Below are 12,797 nucleotides of genomic sequence, written 5' to 3'. Positions count from 1 at the left end.
TCGGGTTAACCCGAGAGCCGGGGCGTCCTCAACCCTGCCAGGGTCCGGTGATGGCCAGGGTCAGGCCGGGGCCCTGGAGATTGACAAAGAGGGTCCCGTCGACAGGAGAGAAGCAGACTCCGGCCAGTTCGGTGTCCCCGGTTGCATTGCGGGCGATTTGGTAGCAGTCGCCATTGGGCCGGATCCCGACGAGGAAGTTGTCGCCGCCGCCGTCTTCACAAACCACGACGTCCCCCCAGGGCGAGACGGTCAGGTTGTCGGCGTTTTCGATGATCGTCCCATCGTTGGGTTCGACAAAGAGTTCCAGGGTGCCGGGTTGGTTCGACTCGCGGTCGGTGCCTTCCCGGGGACTGGGGCGATAGCGGAATATCTGGCCCAGGAGTTTGGCGCCGCCGTTGGTGCAGGCGAAGTAGACTTCGTTTTTCCCGAACCACATGCCTTCGCCACGGGCGAAACGTGCGGCTCCGGAGTCAAATCCGCGGTAACGCAGGTCATCTTTGGGGGCATCGATTTCTTCGAGATCGATCCATTCGACGTCAAAGGGGGTGCCGAGGGGAAAAGGATCGGCGTCGAGTCCCTCCCAATTGCGGGTATCGCGTGAGGGATCGCCCTTGATGGCGAGAGCCTGGAGGCGTCCGCCATTGATGAGCCGACCCGGTGTATTGGGGATGAAGCGGGTGATAAGTCCGTCGGGACGGTCTTCGGTCTGGTAGACGATCCCGGTGCTGGGATCGACGCAGACAGCTTCGTGATTGAACCGCCCCATCGCGGTCAAGGGAATCGGGTCAGCCAGATGTGGTTTCTCGGTGACAGGCACCTCGAAGTTGTAGCCATGGTCTTTCTCGATGTTATCGTCGCGGTCGGCAAGTGTCACGGCTTCCTCGCAGCTGATCCAGGTATTCCAAGGGGTGATTCCGCCCGCGCAATTGCGGTAGGTGCCGGCCAGGCTGAGGAATTGGGTGACGAGCCGTTCCGAACGGCTGTCGTAGACGAGGGTAGTGGTGCCGCCGAGACCGGGCATTCGACCGTTTCCGTAGTCGTAGAAGGCTTCGGGCTCGATCTTGGAGAGGCGTTCGTAATCCTTTCCGAAAGCACCACTGGCCGACGGGTCGGCCCCGTTCTCGTGGTTGCGAACCAGGATGGTTCGACCATTTGTCCCGGCAAAGGCACCCATCCCGTCGGGTGTCTTGGGCACGAGAAGACCGTCCGTCATGATATCGCCGGCCTTGGAAATGATACGGTAGGTGAACCCGCCCGGGAGGTCGAGGATGCCCTTGGGGTCGGGAAGCAGCGGTCCATAACCGGGCAGATTCATTGCTTCGGCGGATCCGGCGGCGGCCATCCGTTGGGCAAAGTGACCCAGGCCGGTGAACCCGAGGGTGATGAGGGCGGATTGTTTGAGGAAGCGGCGCCGGGAGGAATTCATGGTGGTGTTCGGGATCCTAATCAGGTGGATCAGCGGGTCAACCGGGGAACGGGAATGTCACGTGAATGTGCCCGTTCCTGTTCAGGGGAAGTGGATATCCTCATTGTGTTCCTTCAGGTCATTGCGCCAGTGTGACTCCGGGTGATCGGATGGGCCTCGCGTCGTGCGTTCGTGCCACCAGGCCCGCAGGCCCATGAGAAGGCAGAAAAAGAAGACGACCGAACCGGCAACCAATCCCATTCCGGGTCCTGATCCCAGGAGCGAACGACCGGTTGGGTCATCAAAGGAACTGCGGATCTGATTCCACCCTCCGAGGATAAAGAAAAAGCCGACGAATCCTGCCGGAAACCAGAGCCTGGCCGGGATCCGATTGAAGAACCCGGGAACCGGCTCGGAATCGGTTGATCCCTTGGGCGAACGGTGATCGCCTTCGCGGGATTCCTTCCTTTCACTCATAAACTGATGATGCCTGGATGGGCGGATTCTTGAAATAACAAAGATGCCAGGGGAATTCTTTCGATTGATTCGCCTTCCGAAACGTGGGTTGGTGTTCCGGGTCTCCCGCCTCCGAATAAGGACAATTACCCGTCAATCTCCGTGCACAGCGTAACTGAAATCGTCTCGTGGACCCTCCTGGTTGTTCTGCTTCTGGGTGGTCTGGTCGGGGTCTTTCTGCCGTTTCTTCCGGGGGCGCTGATCATTTTCATCGGGGCCCTGCTGCACAAGGTGCTGACGCCGGAGTGGCTGAGCTGGACGACTGTCGTGATCCTCGGGGTGATGGTCCTGGTCGAGCGTCTGCTCGATTTGCTCGGGACAATGGTGGGCGCACGATGGCTGGGGGCGACCCGTTGGGGCATCCTCGGGGCGGTGGTCGGCGGAATTGTCGGCATCTTCTTTGGTCTGCCCGGCCTGATCCTGGGGCCGGTTTTCGGGGCTTTGGTCGGCGAGATCATCTTTGCCCGGAGGTCGCTTGGGCTCTCGGCCAGAGCGGGTTTCGGGGCGGCGGTCGGTTTCGGCATTTCGACCATCCTGCGGATCGCCCTCGCCCTTTTCATGATCGCGCTGGTGGTGGCGGACGCGTTGAGGGGGTAGGAGCGGAGGACCTGGTGGACCCTGTTTTTTTCTTGCAGGAGAGGCTTCATGCCTCGAACCGACGGTTGATCGAGGCGTAAAGCCTCTCCTACAAATTCCTGCTTGAGCGAACCTTCGGCCCTAATGATCCTCCTGCACGTCGGTGTTGGCGGCGGCGAGTTTCCTCTTTTCGAGCAGTTCGTAGACGTTGGGGGGGACGAACGGGCGGATATCCGCCCCGAAGTGGCTGACCTGTTTGACCAGACGTGAGCTGGTGTAGCTGTAGGCGTCCTTGGTCATGACGAAGATGGTCTCAATGTCCTGGTCGAGATGGCGGTTCATCAGGGCCATCTGGAACTCGAATTCGAAATCGGTGAGGGCACGCAGTCCGCGGATTAGGGCGCAGGCGCCCAGCTCGCGCGCAAGATTGACGGTCAGCCCGGTGAATTTGGTGGCCGTGACGTTGGGAAAGGGGCCCAGGTTGCCTTCGATCAGGGAAACCCTTTCGTCTGCGGTCAGAAACGGGCTCTTGCCCGGGTTTTCCGCCACCGCCACCACGATATGGTCGAAGAGGCGGGAGGCACGGGCGACCACATCGAGGTGGCCGTAGGTGACCGGATCGAAGGTGCCGGGGTAGACGCAGGTTCTGCTCATGAAGGGTCGTTGGTTGGCGGGCGGGTCGGAGGTTGCTTTTTGACTTCTGACGGATTCCACTGGGTTTTGCAATTCTGCCATGAACCTCGCGAATCTACTGACGCTCTCGCGGATACCGCTGATGTTTATCATCGTGGCGCTTCTCTACGTCGACTGGCTTGGAGCGGCCACGGTGGCATTCGTCCTCTTTGTGGTGGCGGGGGTCACGGACTGGCTCGATGGTCTGGTGGCGCGCCGACAGGGGCTGGTTTCGACCTTCGGGATCCTCATGGATGCGTTGACCGACAAGGTTCTCATGCTCGGGCTGATGATCGCGCTGGTCGATCTGGACAAGGTCAGCATATTCCTCGTTCTCCTGATTCTCGGGCGCGAGTTCATGATCACCGGCATGCGCCTGGTGGCGGCGACCAAGGGCGTCGTCGTCTCGGCTGAGCGGGCGGGCAAGCAGAAGACGGTCACCCAGATTCTCTCGATCGGAGCCTTTCTCCTGGCCGGGATGGTCCGGGTCGACCTGGCATCGTGGTTCTCGGTCGATCTCTCGGTGATGGCCCAGTATCTCGACTGGCTGGGTTTGGTGCTGTTTCTGTTGGCTACCGTTTTCACGCTGACCTCGGGCTACCGGTATTTCCGGAAGTACGGAGCGATGGTTTTCGCTGAAGACTAGAGGCTGTCTTTGCGATGATGATTCGGCAACCGCTCTGGATTCGGACACTCCCTTCCCCGGTCGTGGTCAATGTGGCCACACTCGGTCCCTTGGGATCATTGAAGGCACCCGGGACCTGGGGATCGGCCGCGGGGATTGTATTCTATACCGTGGTCTATTACCCGATGACGCCTCTTGGGGCGGCGTTGCTGACCGCCTTTCTGGTTTATGTGGCCCTGGTCTTCTGCGGCGAGGCGGAGACCCGGCTGCAGCAGATCGATCCCCCTTCGGTCATCCTCGATGAATTTGCCGCCATTCCGTTCTGCTTTCTGGGCCTCCAGCCCTTTCTCAGTTCGAAATGGGCCTGGCTGGTGTTCCTGGCGGGATTCGGGCTCTTCCGGCTCTTCGATATCTGGAAGCCCTTCGGGATCCGCGGCCTCCAGCGTTATCGCGGCGGGGTGGGTGTCCTGATCGACGACATCGCGGCCGCCCTGGCCACCTGCGTGGTCCTCCACATTGGGATACGCTGGCTGGTTCCGTTGCTGATGGGTGGTTCATGACGACCACGCCGGGCAGTCGAAGCGACCCGCCGCGGGTCACGATCGTTGTTCCGTCGTTCAATCAGGGGCGGTTCATCGGGGAGGCGCTCGATTCGATTCTGAACCAGGGCTACCCGAACCTCGAGGTCCTCGTCATGGACGGTGGCTCGACTGATGAGACCCTGGCGGTTCTCAAAAGCTATGGCGACCGCATCGCCTATGAGTCGGGTCCGGATGGCGGGCAGGCTGCGGCGCTGAATCGTGGCTTCGAGACCGCGTCGGGCGAAATCGTGGCCTGGCTGAATTCGGATGATCGGTATTGCGCGGGTGCCATCCGGAACGCGGTGGCGGCTTTGGAGGCGGAGCCCGAGGCGGGGTTTGTCTACGGGGAAGGCGAATTGATCAGCGAAGACGGACGCGTGCTCAGCCGGTTCCCGGCAACCCGGCCGTTCGACCTCTGGTTCCTGACCCATGTCAGCGATTTCATCATGCAGCCCACGGTATTCATGAGGGTTGGCCCATTGCGTGAGGTGGGCGGCCTTGACGCGGCGCTGCGTTACGGGATGGATTGGGACCTTTGGATCCGGATGGCGGTCAGGCGACCGGTTGCCTATTGCCCGCTCATTCTGGCGCAGACCCGCGAACACGGACAATCGAAGACATCGTCCGGCGGTTTCGCCCGTTGGCTCGAACTGAGGAGCATCCCGGCCCGGCACGGAGCGGGGAGATGGTCTCCGGCTGCAGTCTGCTATGGTCTGGATACATTGAGACGGAAATGGCCGACGGTTTTCGGACCAAGCTCCGCGGCCGATCTAGAGGCGGCGCGGGACAACGCCAATGCCCGGGTCTTTCGACCGATCCACCGCTTGACAACCCGACTGATTGAGCGTCGGTTGAGGGGTTCCCAGGGCATTTCGATCGATCGCTGGACCTCGGATCGTTCATTCCTGGCCATTCCCTGGAGCGGGAAGGTGGCGCGCCTGTCGGTCTTCGGCGAGGTACCGGCGCCCCCGGAGTATTTTCCCGTCACCATCGAGGTGAAGGCGGCGGGCCAGACCGCGAGTGTTGAAGTGACCAGGTGGGGCGAATTCCGGGTGGATCTCGACATGAAGGAAGACGGGCGTGGACCGCGACCACTGGAGGTCGGAATGCGCGCTTCCAAGGTGTTTCGGGCGAAAGACGATCCCCGCCGATTGGCCTTTCGGGTGAGAGAGGTCCGGCTGACGGAGTCAGACGACGTCAGGATTGTCCGACCGTTTGGCGAATCCGGTGGTTCCGGCGGAACCTGACAACCTCGAGAGAAAGAACGCCGCTGATGAGGAGTCCGCCGATCACGGCGAATTCGGGACCGAGCTTGGCCAGTTTCATCGCCATCCAGGTGAAAAATCCCATTTCGACCGGATTGCTGATGGCGATCCAGGTATCCGGATTGTTGTCGGTAACGGAGACGACAAAGGGACCATCGGGACGGAACGTATTCAGGTTCATGAACCGCACCCCCGGGGTCTTGCTGATCAGGGGGTCGACCATTTCCGCGGAATCCATCCCGATCAGGGTCATGTTTTCCTGATCGAGGGGAAAGGTTCCGGCGATGGTCATCCGCAGCATGGGCAGTTTGGGATCGATCGGTTGGCTCCGGTAGTAGCCCTCCTGGCGGATCCCCTTGTCGGTGAAGGAACCTTGGGAGGGCTCAAGTGGCTTGGCGTGGGTTTCCGGAGGCACGCCGTTGGGAATGAACCCGTGGGTTGAGAATGTATCGGTCACCAGGGGGATGGGAGGGTGGATGCTGACCGGAAGGATGGACCGGATGGTCGGGTCGGTCAGAAAGGCGGCCAGGCGATCGGCGTCCGGATAGGGTATGCGGAGCATGGGTTTGTCCCGCAGGTTCTCGGGATCGCCGGTCGCGATGAACCTGCGGAGGTTCTCGATCTGGGCAGGATGGGAGCGCAGCAGTTCACGCTGGTGCTGGCGGTCACCCCAGAACGAGTGGTAAACCACCCCTGAAACGACAAGCACCGACCAGGCAAGTGCGAGGATCGCAGTCTTCTGCCGCCGGCGGATCCCCTGAGGTGAGTTGTTCAGAAGAACGGCCAGGGCGGTGGCTGAGGTGATCACGCCGATCGCAAGGAGATCACTGTAGCGCGAGGCGTAACCCAGGGAAACCCCACCACGAGCATAGGTGAGACCGGCCGCCTGAATCCAAGCCCAGATGCCCAAACCGGTGAGGAAGAGAACCTGGGGGGCTTCCTCCGCTCTTCGGGCCGCACCGATCATCACGAATAGCAGGGGTGCAACCATGATGATCGCGGCTGGAAAAAACGGGAAAGGCCAGGCGAGGAGAGCGGAATAGGAATGAAGGCCGGCCAGAATGGAATCGGGCCGGAGCCTGTCGTGCCAGGGGGCGGGGATGCGCAGGAGAAACCCGCAGAACAGAATGAGCAGGGAGACACCCGCGGTGATGAGGTCGGCGCGGTCCCTTTGCCGGAGTGCGACCGCCTTGTATCCGAGAACGATGAGAACCGCCACGGATGAAACGGCTCCGGACCCCATGCAGAAGAGGGCGGCGAAGCCCGCCGCTTGACCACCCCACCAAGCCGGACTCAGCGGGCGTCGGGTCAGGCTTCCATGGAACTGGGCGAGGCTGAAGAGGAGGAGAAAGTAGAATTGGGATTGGAAGCCCCGGACCGTGTTTTCCCAATTGAAGGGAAGGGCAAAGAGCAGAACGAGGAGCAGAAGGAAAGCCGATTTCTGCCATCCGCGGAAGAGCGGACCCAGGAGATGGAGCAGGATCAGTGCGCCGGCGGCGTGGAGGAAGGCATTGGCGACGGCCTCGAGGCGGGCATCCCATTGTCCGTTCAGGATGAAGAGGCCGAGAGCCCAGGCCCGGGTGAAGAAGGGACGGTGTTCGTTGTGGGGCGCGAACAGTGAGCCGAAACTCAAATCGCCCTCGACCCATGGTTTGATGAGCAGTTCGCCCTCGACATCCCATTGGTCCCAATGCGGCACATCGGATCCATGACTCTGAATGAGGATGAACTTGCCGCCAAGTATGACCAGCAGAAGCCCGACCGGAATGAACCAACGTTGCCAGTGCCGCCGGATCAGGTGAGTATAGCGTTCGAGTTTGCCGGGATGAGTCGTCAAGGTGATTGAAGGATTGGATGCACGCCTGGTTTTCGCGTCAACCCTATCGGCAGCGGCGTGAAAATGCCCGGATCAACCTGACCAGCGGTTGTCTGCGGGGTGCGGTGCGGGGAATCAGCCACCGCAGCGGGGATCGGGTCTCGAATTTCAGGTAGTGCAGGTAGGATTCGATCCATCGGGAATTGATCTCTCCGAGGTGACGACGGGATATGGAGAAGATCTCCTGAAAGACGAGATCCCGATCCCGTCTCGTCTTCGTCCCCGGGTAATCCCGGGATTGGGCGAGAACCTTGTCCAGAAATCGAAACTGTCCGCCCGATTGGTGAATCCGGATCCAGAAATCGTAGTCGAGAGCGGTCTGGAGGGATTCGTCGAGGAGGCCGACTTTGTCCTGGATCTCCCGGCGCCAGAATGCCGCCGGCTGGCAGATGGTGCAATCCGCGCGGAGTTCCTCGGTGACCGTCGGTTGGGTTCGATAGAGGCCCAGGACCTGTCCGTCTTCGCCGATCATCTCTGCCTTTCCGTAGATGACATCGGCCTGCGGGTGGTGTGCGAAGGCTTCGGCAATGGCCCGGCAGGCGCCGGGGACGAGCACGTCATCGCTGTTCAGGTAGCCGAGAATCGCACCCCGAGACCTTTTCAAACCGGTGTTGATGGCGGCCGCCTGACCGCCATCGGGTCCGGATGTCCACGTGATCCGGTCGCCGTAGCTCTTGAGTATCTCGACACTTCCGTCATCCGAGCCTCCATCGTTGATGATGTACTCCACCTCGGGATAATCCTGGCTGAGGACACTGTCGATGCAGGCTCTCAGAAATCGGGCCTGCTGGAATGACGGTGTGATGATGGAAATCAGGGGATCCATGCGTGACTTTCTGGTGGTAAAGGCAGGACGCTGTTTTTTTTCTCGGTTTGGTCTCGGGAAAGCAGATAAGATCGCCCGCGTCGCGACAATCACATCTCCACATGGCGCCCAATTCCAATGACCGATTGATTGAGATCCTACGCGCCTTTGCAGGCAAACGGATTCTGGTGGTCGGTGATGTCATGCTTGACCGGTTTGTGCTTGGGCGGGTGGATCGGCTGAATCCGGAGGCGCCGGTTCCCATTCTTCTCGCGGAATCCGAGCAGGCGGCTGCAGGGGGTGCGGGAAACACGGCGAAGAATGCGGCGGTCCTGGGGGCCACGGTCACCCTGATCGGGGTCACTGGCGCGGGTCCGGTCGCGTCTGACCTGAAAGCCGCTGTCGGTCGCGAGGGTTTTCGTTCGATCCTGATCGAGGATGCCGCCCGCCGGACAACCGAGAAACGGCGCTACCTGATCCGCAGCCAGCAGATGCTCCGGGTTGACAGCGAGGAGACCAGGCCGATTGGGGGGCAGGTTGAAGGCCAGGTGGTGGAAGCGATCGAACGCGAGGCGGCGGAGGTGGATGCCATTCTGGTGTCGGACTATGCCAAGGGTGTCGTCACTGAAAAGGTGGCTGCGGCGGTCATGGGGGCGATGAAGAAACACGGCCTGCTTGTGATGGCCGACGTGAAGCCCCTGAATATCGAATTCTTCCATGGAGTGACCGCGATCTCACCCAATCTCCAGGAGGCCCATGAATACCTGGGATTGAATCGGATGCAGGCACGGTCGCCCTGGCCGGAACTTGCCTCCGGGCTCCACCAGCGATTTGGCACGGATGTCTACCTGACGTTGAGCGAAAACGGGGTTTTTGTCTGGAGCCGTCAGACGCCCGGTCGCCACGTACCCCAGGCCCATCGAATCGAGGTGGCGGATACTTCGGGTTGCGGGGATACCGCGGCCGTGGTCCTGCTCATGGCCAGACTCTGCGGGGCGACGGATGAGGAAGCGGCCGAGTTGGCCAATGCTGCCGGCGCGATCGTCGCCTCCAAGATCGGCGCGACTGCGCCGCCCCGGCAGGAACTGATCGAACTCCTCGGTCGAACCGAAGATTCAAGCCGAGGTGTCGAACCGTAAGGTCATCTTCCTGGATCGGGATGGCACGATCAACGTGGATACGGGTGCGGTCCACTCGTTGGCGGATTGGCGTCTTCTTGATGGGGCGGGTGAGGCCCTGCGTCTGCTGCAGGATGCCGGTTTTGCCCTGGCGGTGGTGACGAACCAGTCGGCGATCGGCGACGGCCGGCTCGCGGAGGAGTCCTTGCGTGGGATTCACGGGCAGATGCGGCGCGACCTGGAGCGCTTCGGGGTCAACCTGGACGCCGTCGCCCACTGTCCTCATCGCCGCGATGCGGGCTGCGATTGCCGAAAACCGCGGACAGGCCTGTTTGGTCCGATCCGCGCGAAGATTGGGCTGATTGACCTGGCCGACTCGTGGATGGTCGGCGACAAGGAGTCGGATATCGGCTTTGGCCGCGCGATCGGGGTGCGAACAGCCTTGATCCGGAGTCGTTACTGGGGCTTGGATACATTGGGCATGAAACCCGACACGGTGGTGGATTCACTTTTTCAATTCGCCCGTGACCTGTGCCCGGCACCATGAAACTTGACGCGACAAATTGGCGGACTGAGAAAGTCCTGGAACCCGATGCCGCGCAAGCGGTGGCCGGGCGGTTGCGGGCGGAGGGTAAACGGCTGGTCACCACGAACGGATCCTTTGACCTTCTGCATGTCGGGCATCTGGACCAGTTGGAGGAGGCGAGGGCGCAGGGCGACATTCTCTTTGTCGGTTTGAACTCCGATTCGGCCGTTTCGGCAGCGAAGGGTCCGGGACGCCCGCTCCTGCCGGAGGGCGCGCGGTCGGCCATGTTGGCGGCACTGGCCTGTGTGGATTATGTCGTGATCATGCCGGGCAGTTACTCCGAGGAGCCAATGCGCTCACTCCTGGAGACGGTTCGTCCTGATGTGCATGTCAACGGTCCGGATTACGGCCCTCCGGAGACTTGGGCGGAGTGGCCGACCATGCAGCGCCACGGGACGGCGGGCCATTTGATCACAAGGCGCAACTCGATCTCGACTTCGGCCCTGGTGGCCCGGATCCGGTCGGCATCCACCTGAAACACGCTATGTGCGCATGGCGCCTCCCTTTCCGTTCGAAGCGGAAGATCAGGATCGCGGTTGACCTGGTCCGGCTTCTTCCCGGGGGCGAAAATGGCGGAGTCAAGCCGGCCGTCTTTGCCTTCCTGCAGTGGATGATCCGAACGGAAGGTGACAGGGTCGAGCTGGTGTTCATCGCAAACGAGGCTACGCATGGCGAAGTCTCGAGTCTGGCCCGGCCGACGGATCAGATCTGGTGCAGTCATCAATCTGCGGCGGATCCGGAACCGGGATCGGGCCCTGATCCGGTCGACACCGAGCGACTGGTCACCTCCGGAGTGGACCTGCTCTACAATCCGTTCGGGCCCGATCGTCTCGGTGGTGGGAAGGTCCCTTTTGTGAGTCTGCTCATCGATCTGCTGCACCGCGAGGTCCCGGAGGCGCTTCCGCCGGAAGAGGTGGATCACCGGGAGCGGTTCTTTGCCGATGCCTGTGCCCGGGCCGTGGCCATCCAAGTGATTTCCGACGATGTGGGAAGACGGCTTTCAGAGGCCTATGGTCTGGGTGAAAGGAGGATTTTCCGGACCTACCTGCCCCTGCAGCAGGTCCATTCATCCGACCGGGGAAATTCAGGGCGGTCAGCGGCTGATGGCCTGTTTTTCATCTATCCCGCCAATCCATGGCCGCACAAGAATCACCGGAGGTTACTGGAGGCCTTTTGCCGGTTTCTGGACGGCGCTCCCGATGGGAACGGTGACTGGAAACTGGTGCTGACAGGCGCGGGAACCGAATCGGCTGATCCGCTTGGTCTGATCATCGATCGCCTTGGTCTTGGGGGCGGCTCGGTCATTCGAGCAGGCCATCTCGATCAAGCGGATTATCGGGCGACGCTCCGTGCGGCCCACGGAATGATCTTTCCCTCCCTGAACGAAGGCTTTGGCATTCCGATTCTGGAAGCTCAGCAGGCGGGGATTCCCTTGGCGTGTTCAAACGTCGGTTCGTTGCCCGAGGTGGCGGGCACGGGCGCCCGCTACTTTGATCCGAAGCAGGTCGGTGAAATCGCAGACGCATTGTCTGAAATGGCGCGCGATGAGGGCCTTCGCCGACGGCTGATTCAGGCCGGCCGACAGAACCTGGGTCGATTCGATTTCGATTGTGAGGCCAGGGGATTTGCCCAGGCCTTGCGGAAGGCGGCGGCAGGCTGAGAGTCGCGCCCGTAATCCTCCACCGCGGAAACACCGGTTCAGTCGCGCCTGTTCTGACCGCTGATCTTTTCCTCGATCTCGTAGAGGCGGGTGTGCATCCGCTCGAGCAATTGCCGGTTGACCGCAATCAGGTCGGTCACAATCCCGATGACCAGCAGGAGGGAGCCCATTCCCATGAGCATTGAGGCGAGAATCAGGGACTGGATCCGTCCGCCACCGTCGCCGATGGCAAAATAGTAGACGAATCTAAGGCCGAGGACGAAACCGGGAAGAAAGGTGATGACCGCGGCAGTGGCGAAGAATCGCAACGGTCGGTAGACAATGAAGACCCGCAGAATCGTGGCGATGGAGCGGCGGATATAGTCCGGGATGCTCCGAACCAGCCGGGACTTGCGGGTCGGCTGGTTCACCCGGATCGGGACGGAGGCGATGGCCATGTGCTTCTGTCCGGCCTGGATGATGGTCTCGAGCGTATAGGTGTATTCGTTGAATACGTTCAGGCGCGCGGCGGCCCTTCGGGAAAACGCCCTGAAGCCACTCGGCGCGTCCCTGACCTCGGTCCGACTGAAGAACCGGACGGTGGCGCTGCCAATTCGTTGAAGAATCTTTTTGGCCGGGCTGAAATGCTGGATCGAGTCGATTGGTCGTTCGCCGATCACGATGTCCGCTTCACCCTTCAGGATGGGCTCGATCAGGGCCGGGATGTCATCCGCACAGTATTGGTTGTCGGCATCGGTGTTGACGATGATGTCGGCCCCCAGTCGCAGGGCATGCTCAATCCCGGCGGAAAAAGCCCGGGCCAGGCCCTGGTTGCGGGGGAGGCGGACAACGTGATCAGCTCCCGCTTCCCGGGCCGCCGTGGAGGTGGCGTCGCGGCTGCCGTCGTCGACCACCATGATCTCGATCACTTCGATTCCCGCGATCTTCCCCGGTATGGCACGGATCGTCTCCCCGATGTTCTCCTCTTCATCGAAGCAGGGAATCTGGACGATCAATTTCATGGGAGGGAGAGAAAGCGAGGGGGCTTGATTCGAATCGGGTCCGGGCTGGTTTTGCCCGACATTGGGAATGCGGTCAATGCAATGCAGTGGCCGATCGATTGTGGAGACCCG

Annotated in this window: 14 protein-coding genes; 8 read left to right on the top strand and 6 right to left on the bottom strand. The window is 61.3% G+C overall.

Annotated elements, in window-relative coordinates; translation table 11 throughout:
• Nucleotides 1-28 precede the first annotated feature (28 nt).
• Complete coding sequence (locus tag R3F07_07615) at nt 29-1,426, bottom strand: DUF839 domain-containing protein (protein MEZ5276229.1); 1,398 nt, start codon at nt 1,424-1,426, stop codon at nt 29-31.
• Nucleotides 1,427-1,507: 81 nt separating this feature from the next.
• A complete protein-coding gene (locus R3F07_07610) occupies nt 1,508-1,882 on the bottom strand; it encodes a hypothetical protein (GenBank protein MEZ5276228.1) in 375 nt (124 codons plus the stop codon).
• Nucleotides 1,883-2,023: 141 nt separating this feature from the next.
• Here R3F07_07610 and R3F07_07605 point away from each other — a divergent pair, with 141 nt between their 5' ends.
• The gene (locus tag R3F07_07605; GenBank protein ID MEZ5276227.1) at nt 2,024-2,518 is read left to right on the top strand and encodes a DUF456 domain-containing protein; all 495 of its coding nucleotides are present in this window, start codon (nt 2,024-2,026) and stop codon (nt 2,516-2,518) included.
• A 120-nt stretch (nt 2,519-2,638) separates the two neighbouring features.
• Here R3F07_07605 and coaD read toward each other — a convergent pair whose 3' ends face one another.
• Complete coding sequence (gene coaD, locus R3F07_07600; GenBank protein MEZ5276226.1) at nt 2,639-3,151, bottom strand: pantetheine-phosphate adenylyltransferase; 513 nt, start codon at nt 3,149-3,151, stop codon at nt 2,639-2,641.
• A gap of 79 nt (nt 3,152-3,230) precedes the next feature.
• Here coaD and pgsA point away from each other — a divergent pair, with 79 nt between their 5' ends.
• Genes pgsA through R3F07_07585 form a run of 3 tightly spaced genes read left to right on the top strand, consistent with a single transcriptional unit; the run spans nt 3,231 to nt 5,622 of the window.
• Nucleotides 3,231-3,815 (top strand): CDP-diacylglycerol--glycerol-3-phosphate 3-phosphatidyltransferase, encoded by a 585-nt coding sequence (pgsA, locus tag R3F07_07595; protein MEZ5276225.1) that lies wholly within the window; start codon nt 3,231-3,233, stop codon nt 3,813-3,815.
• A 14-nt stretch (nt 3,816-3,829) separates the two neighbouring features.
• A complete protein-coding gene (locus tag R3F07_07590; protein MEZ5276224.1) occupies nt 3,830-4,354 on the top strand; it encodes a phosphatidylglycerophosphatase A in 525 nt (174 codons plus the stop codon).
• A complete protein-coding gene (locus tag R3F07_07585) occupies nt 4,351-5,622 on the top strand; it encodes a glycosyltransferase family 2 protein (GenBank protein ID MEZ5276223.1) in 1,272 nt (423 codons plus the stop codon). Before R3F07_07590 ends, R3F07_07585 begins: the two co-directional genes overlap by 4 nt.
• Here the strand turns inward: R3F07_07585 and R3F07_07580 are convergent.
• On the bottom strand, nt 5,573-7,477 hold the full coding sequence (locus R3F07_07580; protein ID MEZ5276222.1) for a hypothetical protein: 1,905 nt from the start codon (nt 7,475-7,477) through the stop codon (nt 5,573-5,575). The genes R3F07_07585 and R3F07_07580 overlap by 50 nt on opposite strands.
• 43 nt (nt 7,478-7,520) lie before the next feature.
• Complete coding sequence (locus R3F07_07575) at nt 7,521-8,342, bottom strand: glycosyltransferase family 2 protein (protein ID MEZ5276221.1); 822 nt, start codon at nt 8,340-8,342, stop codon at nt 7,521-7,523.
• A 101-nt stretch (nt 8,343-8,443) separates the two neighbouring features.
• Between R3F07_07575 and R3F07_07570 the strand changes: the two genes are divergently transcribed.
• Genes R3F07_07570 through R3F07_07555 form a run of 4 tightly spaced genes read left to right on the top strand, consistent with a single transcriptional unit; the run spans nt 8,444 to nt 11,685 of the window.
• Nucleotides 8,444-9,460, top strand: coding sequence for a PfkB family carbohydrate kinase (locus R3F07_07570; GenBank protein ID MEZ5276220.1), 1,017 nt, complete (start codon nt 8,444-8,446; stop codon nt 9,458-9,460).
• The gene (locus R3F07_07565) at nt 9,447-9,986 is read left to right on the top strand and encodes an HAD family hydrolase (protein ID MEZ5276219.1); all 540 of its coding nucleotides are present in this window, start codon (nt 9,447-9,449) and stop codon (nt 9,984-9,986) included. Before R3F07_07570 ends, R3F07_07565 begins: the two co-directional genes overlap by 14 nt.
• Complete coding sequence (locus tag R3F07_07560; protein MEZ5276218.1) at nt 9,983-10,501, top strand: adenylyltransferase/cytidyltransferase family protein; 519 nt, start codon at nt 9,983-9,985, stop codon at nt 10,499-10,501. The genes R3F07_07565 and R3F07_07560 overlap by 4 nt, the downstream gene beginning before the upstream one ends.
• Before the next feature lie 8 nt (nt 10,502-10,509).
• Entirely contained in the window at nt 10,510-11,685 is a 1,176-nt protein-coding gene (locus R3F07_07555; protein MEZ5276217.1) for a glycosyltransferase family 1 protein, read from the top strand.
• 38 nt (nt 11,686-11,723) lie between these two features.
• On the opposite strand, the gene R3F07_07550 is transcribed toward R3F07_07555, so the two are convergent.
• Entirely contained in the window at nt 11,724-12,686 is a 963-nt protein-coding gene (locus R3F07_07550) for a glycosyltransferase (protein MEZ5276216.1), read from the bottom strand.
• Between the last annotated feature and the right edge of the window lie 111 nt (nt 12,687-12,797).

The organism is Opitutaceae bacterium (genome assembly GCA_041395105.1).
Classification (GTDB): Bacteria; Verrucomicrobiota; Verrucomicrobiia; order Opitutales; family Opitutaceae; genus B12-G4.
The sequence above is the reverse complement of the archived record's forward strand: the minus strand, read 5'-3'. Positions and strand labels throughout refer to the sequence as shown.

Excerpts from the sequence above, each read along its gene's own strand:
- R3F07_07615 (MEZ5276229.1), bottom strand. The coding sequence starts at position 1,426 with ATGAATTCCTCCCGGCGCCGCTTCCTCAAACAATCCGCCCTCATCACC.
- R3F07_07610 (MEZ5276228.1), bottom strand. The coding sequence starts at position 1,882 with ATGAGTGAAAGGAAGGAATCCCGCGAAGGCGATCACCGTTCGCCCAAG.
- coaD (MEZ5276226.1), bottom strand. The coding sequence starts at position 3,151 with ATGAGCAGAACCTGCGTCTACCCCGGCACCTTCGATCCGGTCACCTAC.
- pgsA (MEZ5276225.1), top strand. The coding sequence starts at position 3,231 with ATGAACCTCGCGAATCTACTGACGCTCTCGCGGATACCGCTGATGTTT.
- R3F07_07590 (MEZ5276224.1), top strand. The coding sequence starts at position 3,830 with ATGATGATTCGGCAACCGCTCTGGATTCGGACACTCCCTTCCCCGGTC.
- R3F07_07585 (MEZ5276223.1), top strand. The coding sequence starts at position 4,351 with ATGACGACCACGCCGGGCAGTCGAAGCGACCCGCCGCGGGTCACGATC.
- R3F07_07575 (MEZ5276221.1), bottom strand. The coding sequence starts at position 8,342 with ATGGATCCCCTGATTTCCATCATCACACCGTCATTCCAGCAGGCCCGA.
- R3F07_07570 (MEZ5276220.1), top strand. The coding sequence starts at position 8,444 with ATGGCGCCCAATTCCAATGACCGATTGATTGAGATCCTACGCGCCTTT.
- R3F07_07560 (MEZ5276218.1), top strand. The coding sequence starts at position 9,983 with ATGAAACTTGACGCGACAAATTGGCGGACTGAGAAAGTCCTGGAACCC.
- R3F07_07555 (MEZ5276217.1), top strand. The coding sequence starts at position 10,510 with ATGTGCGCATGGCGCCTCCCTTTCCGTTCGAAGCGGAAGATCAGGATC.
- R3F07_07550 (MEZ5276216.1), bottom strand. The coding sequence starts at position 12,686 with ATGAAATTGATCGTCCAGATTCCCTGCTTCGATGAAGAGGAGAACATC.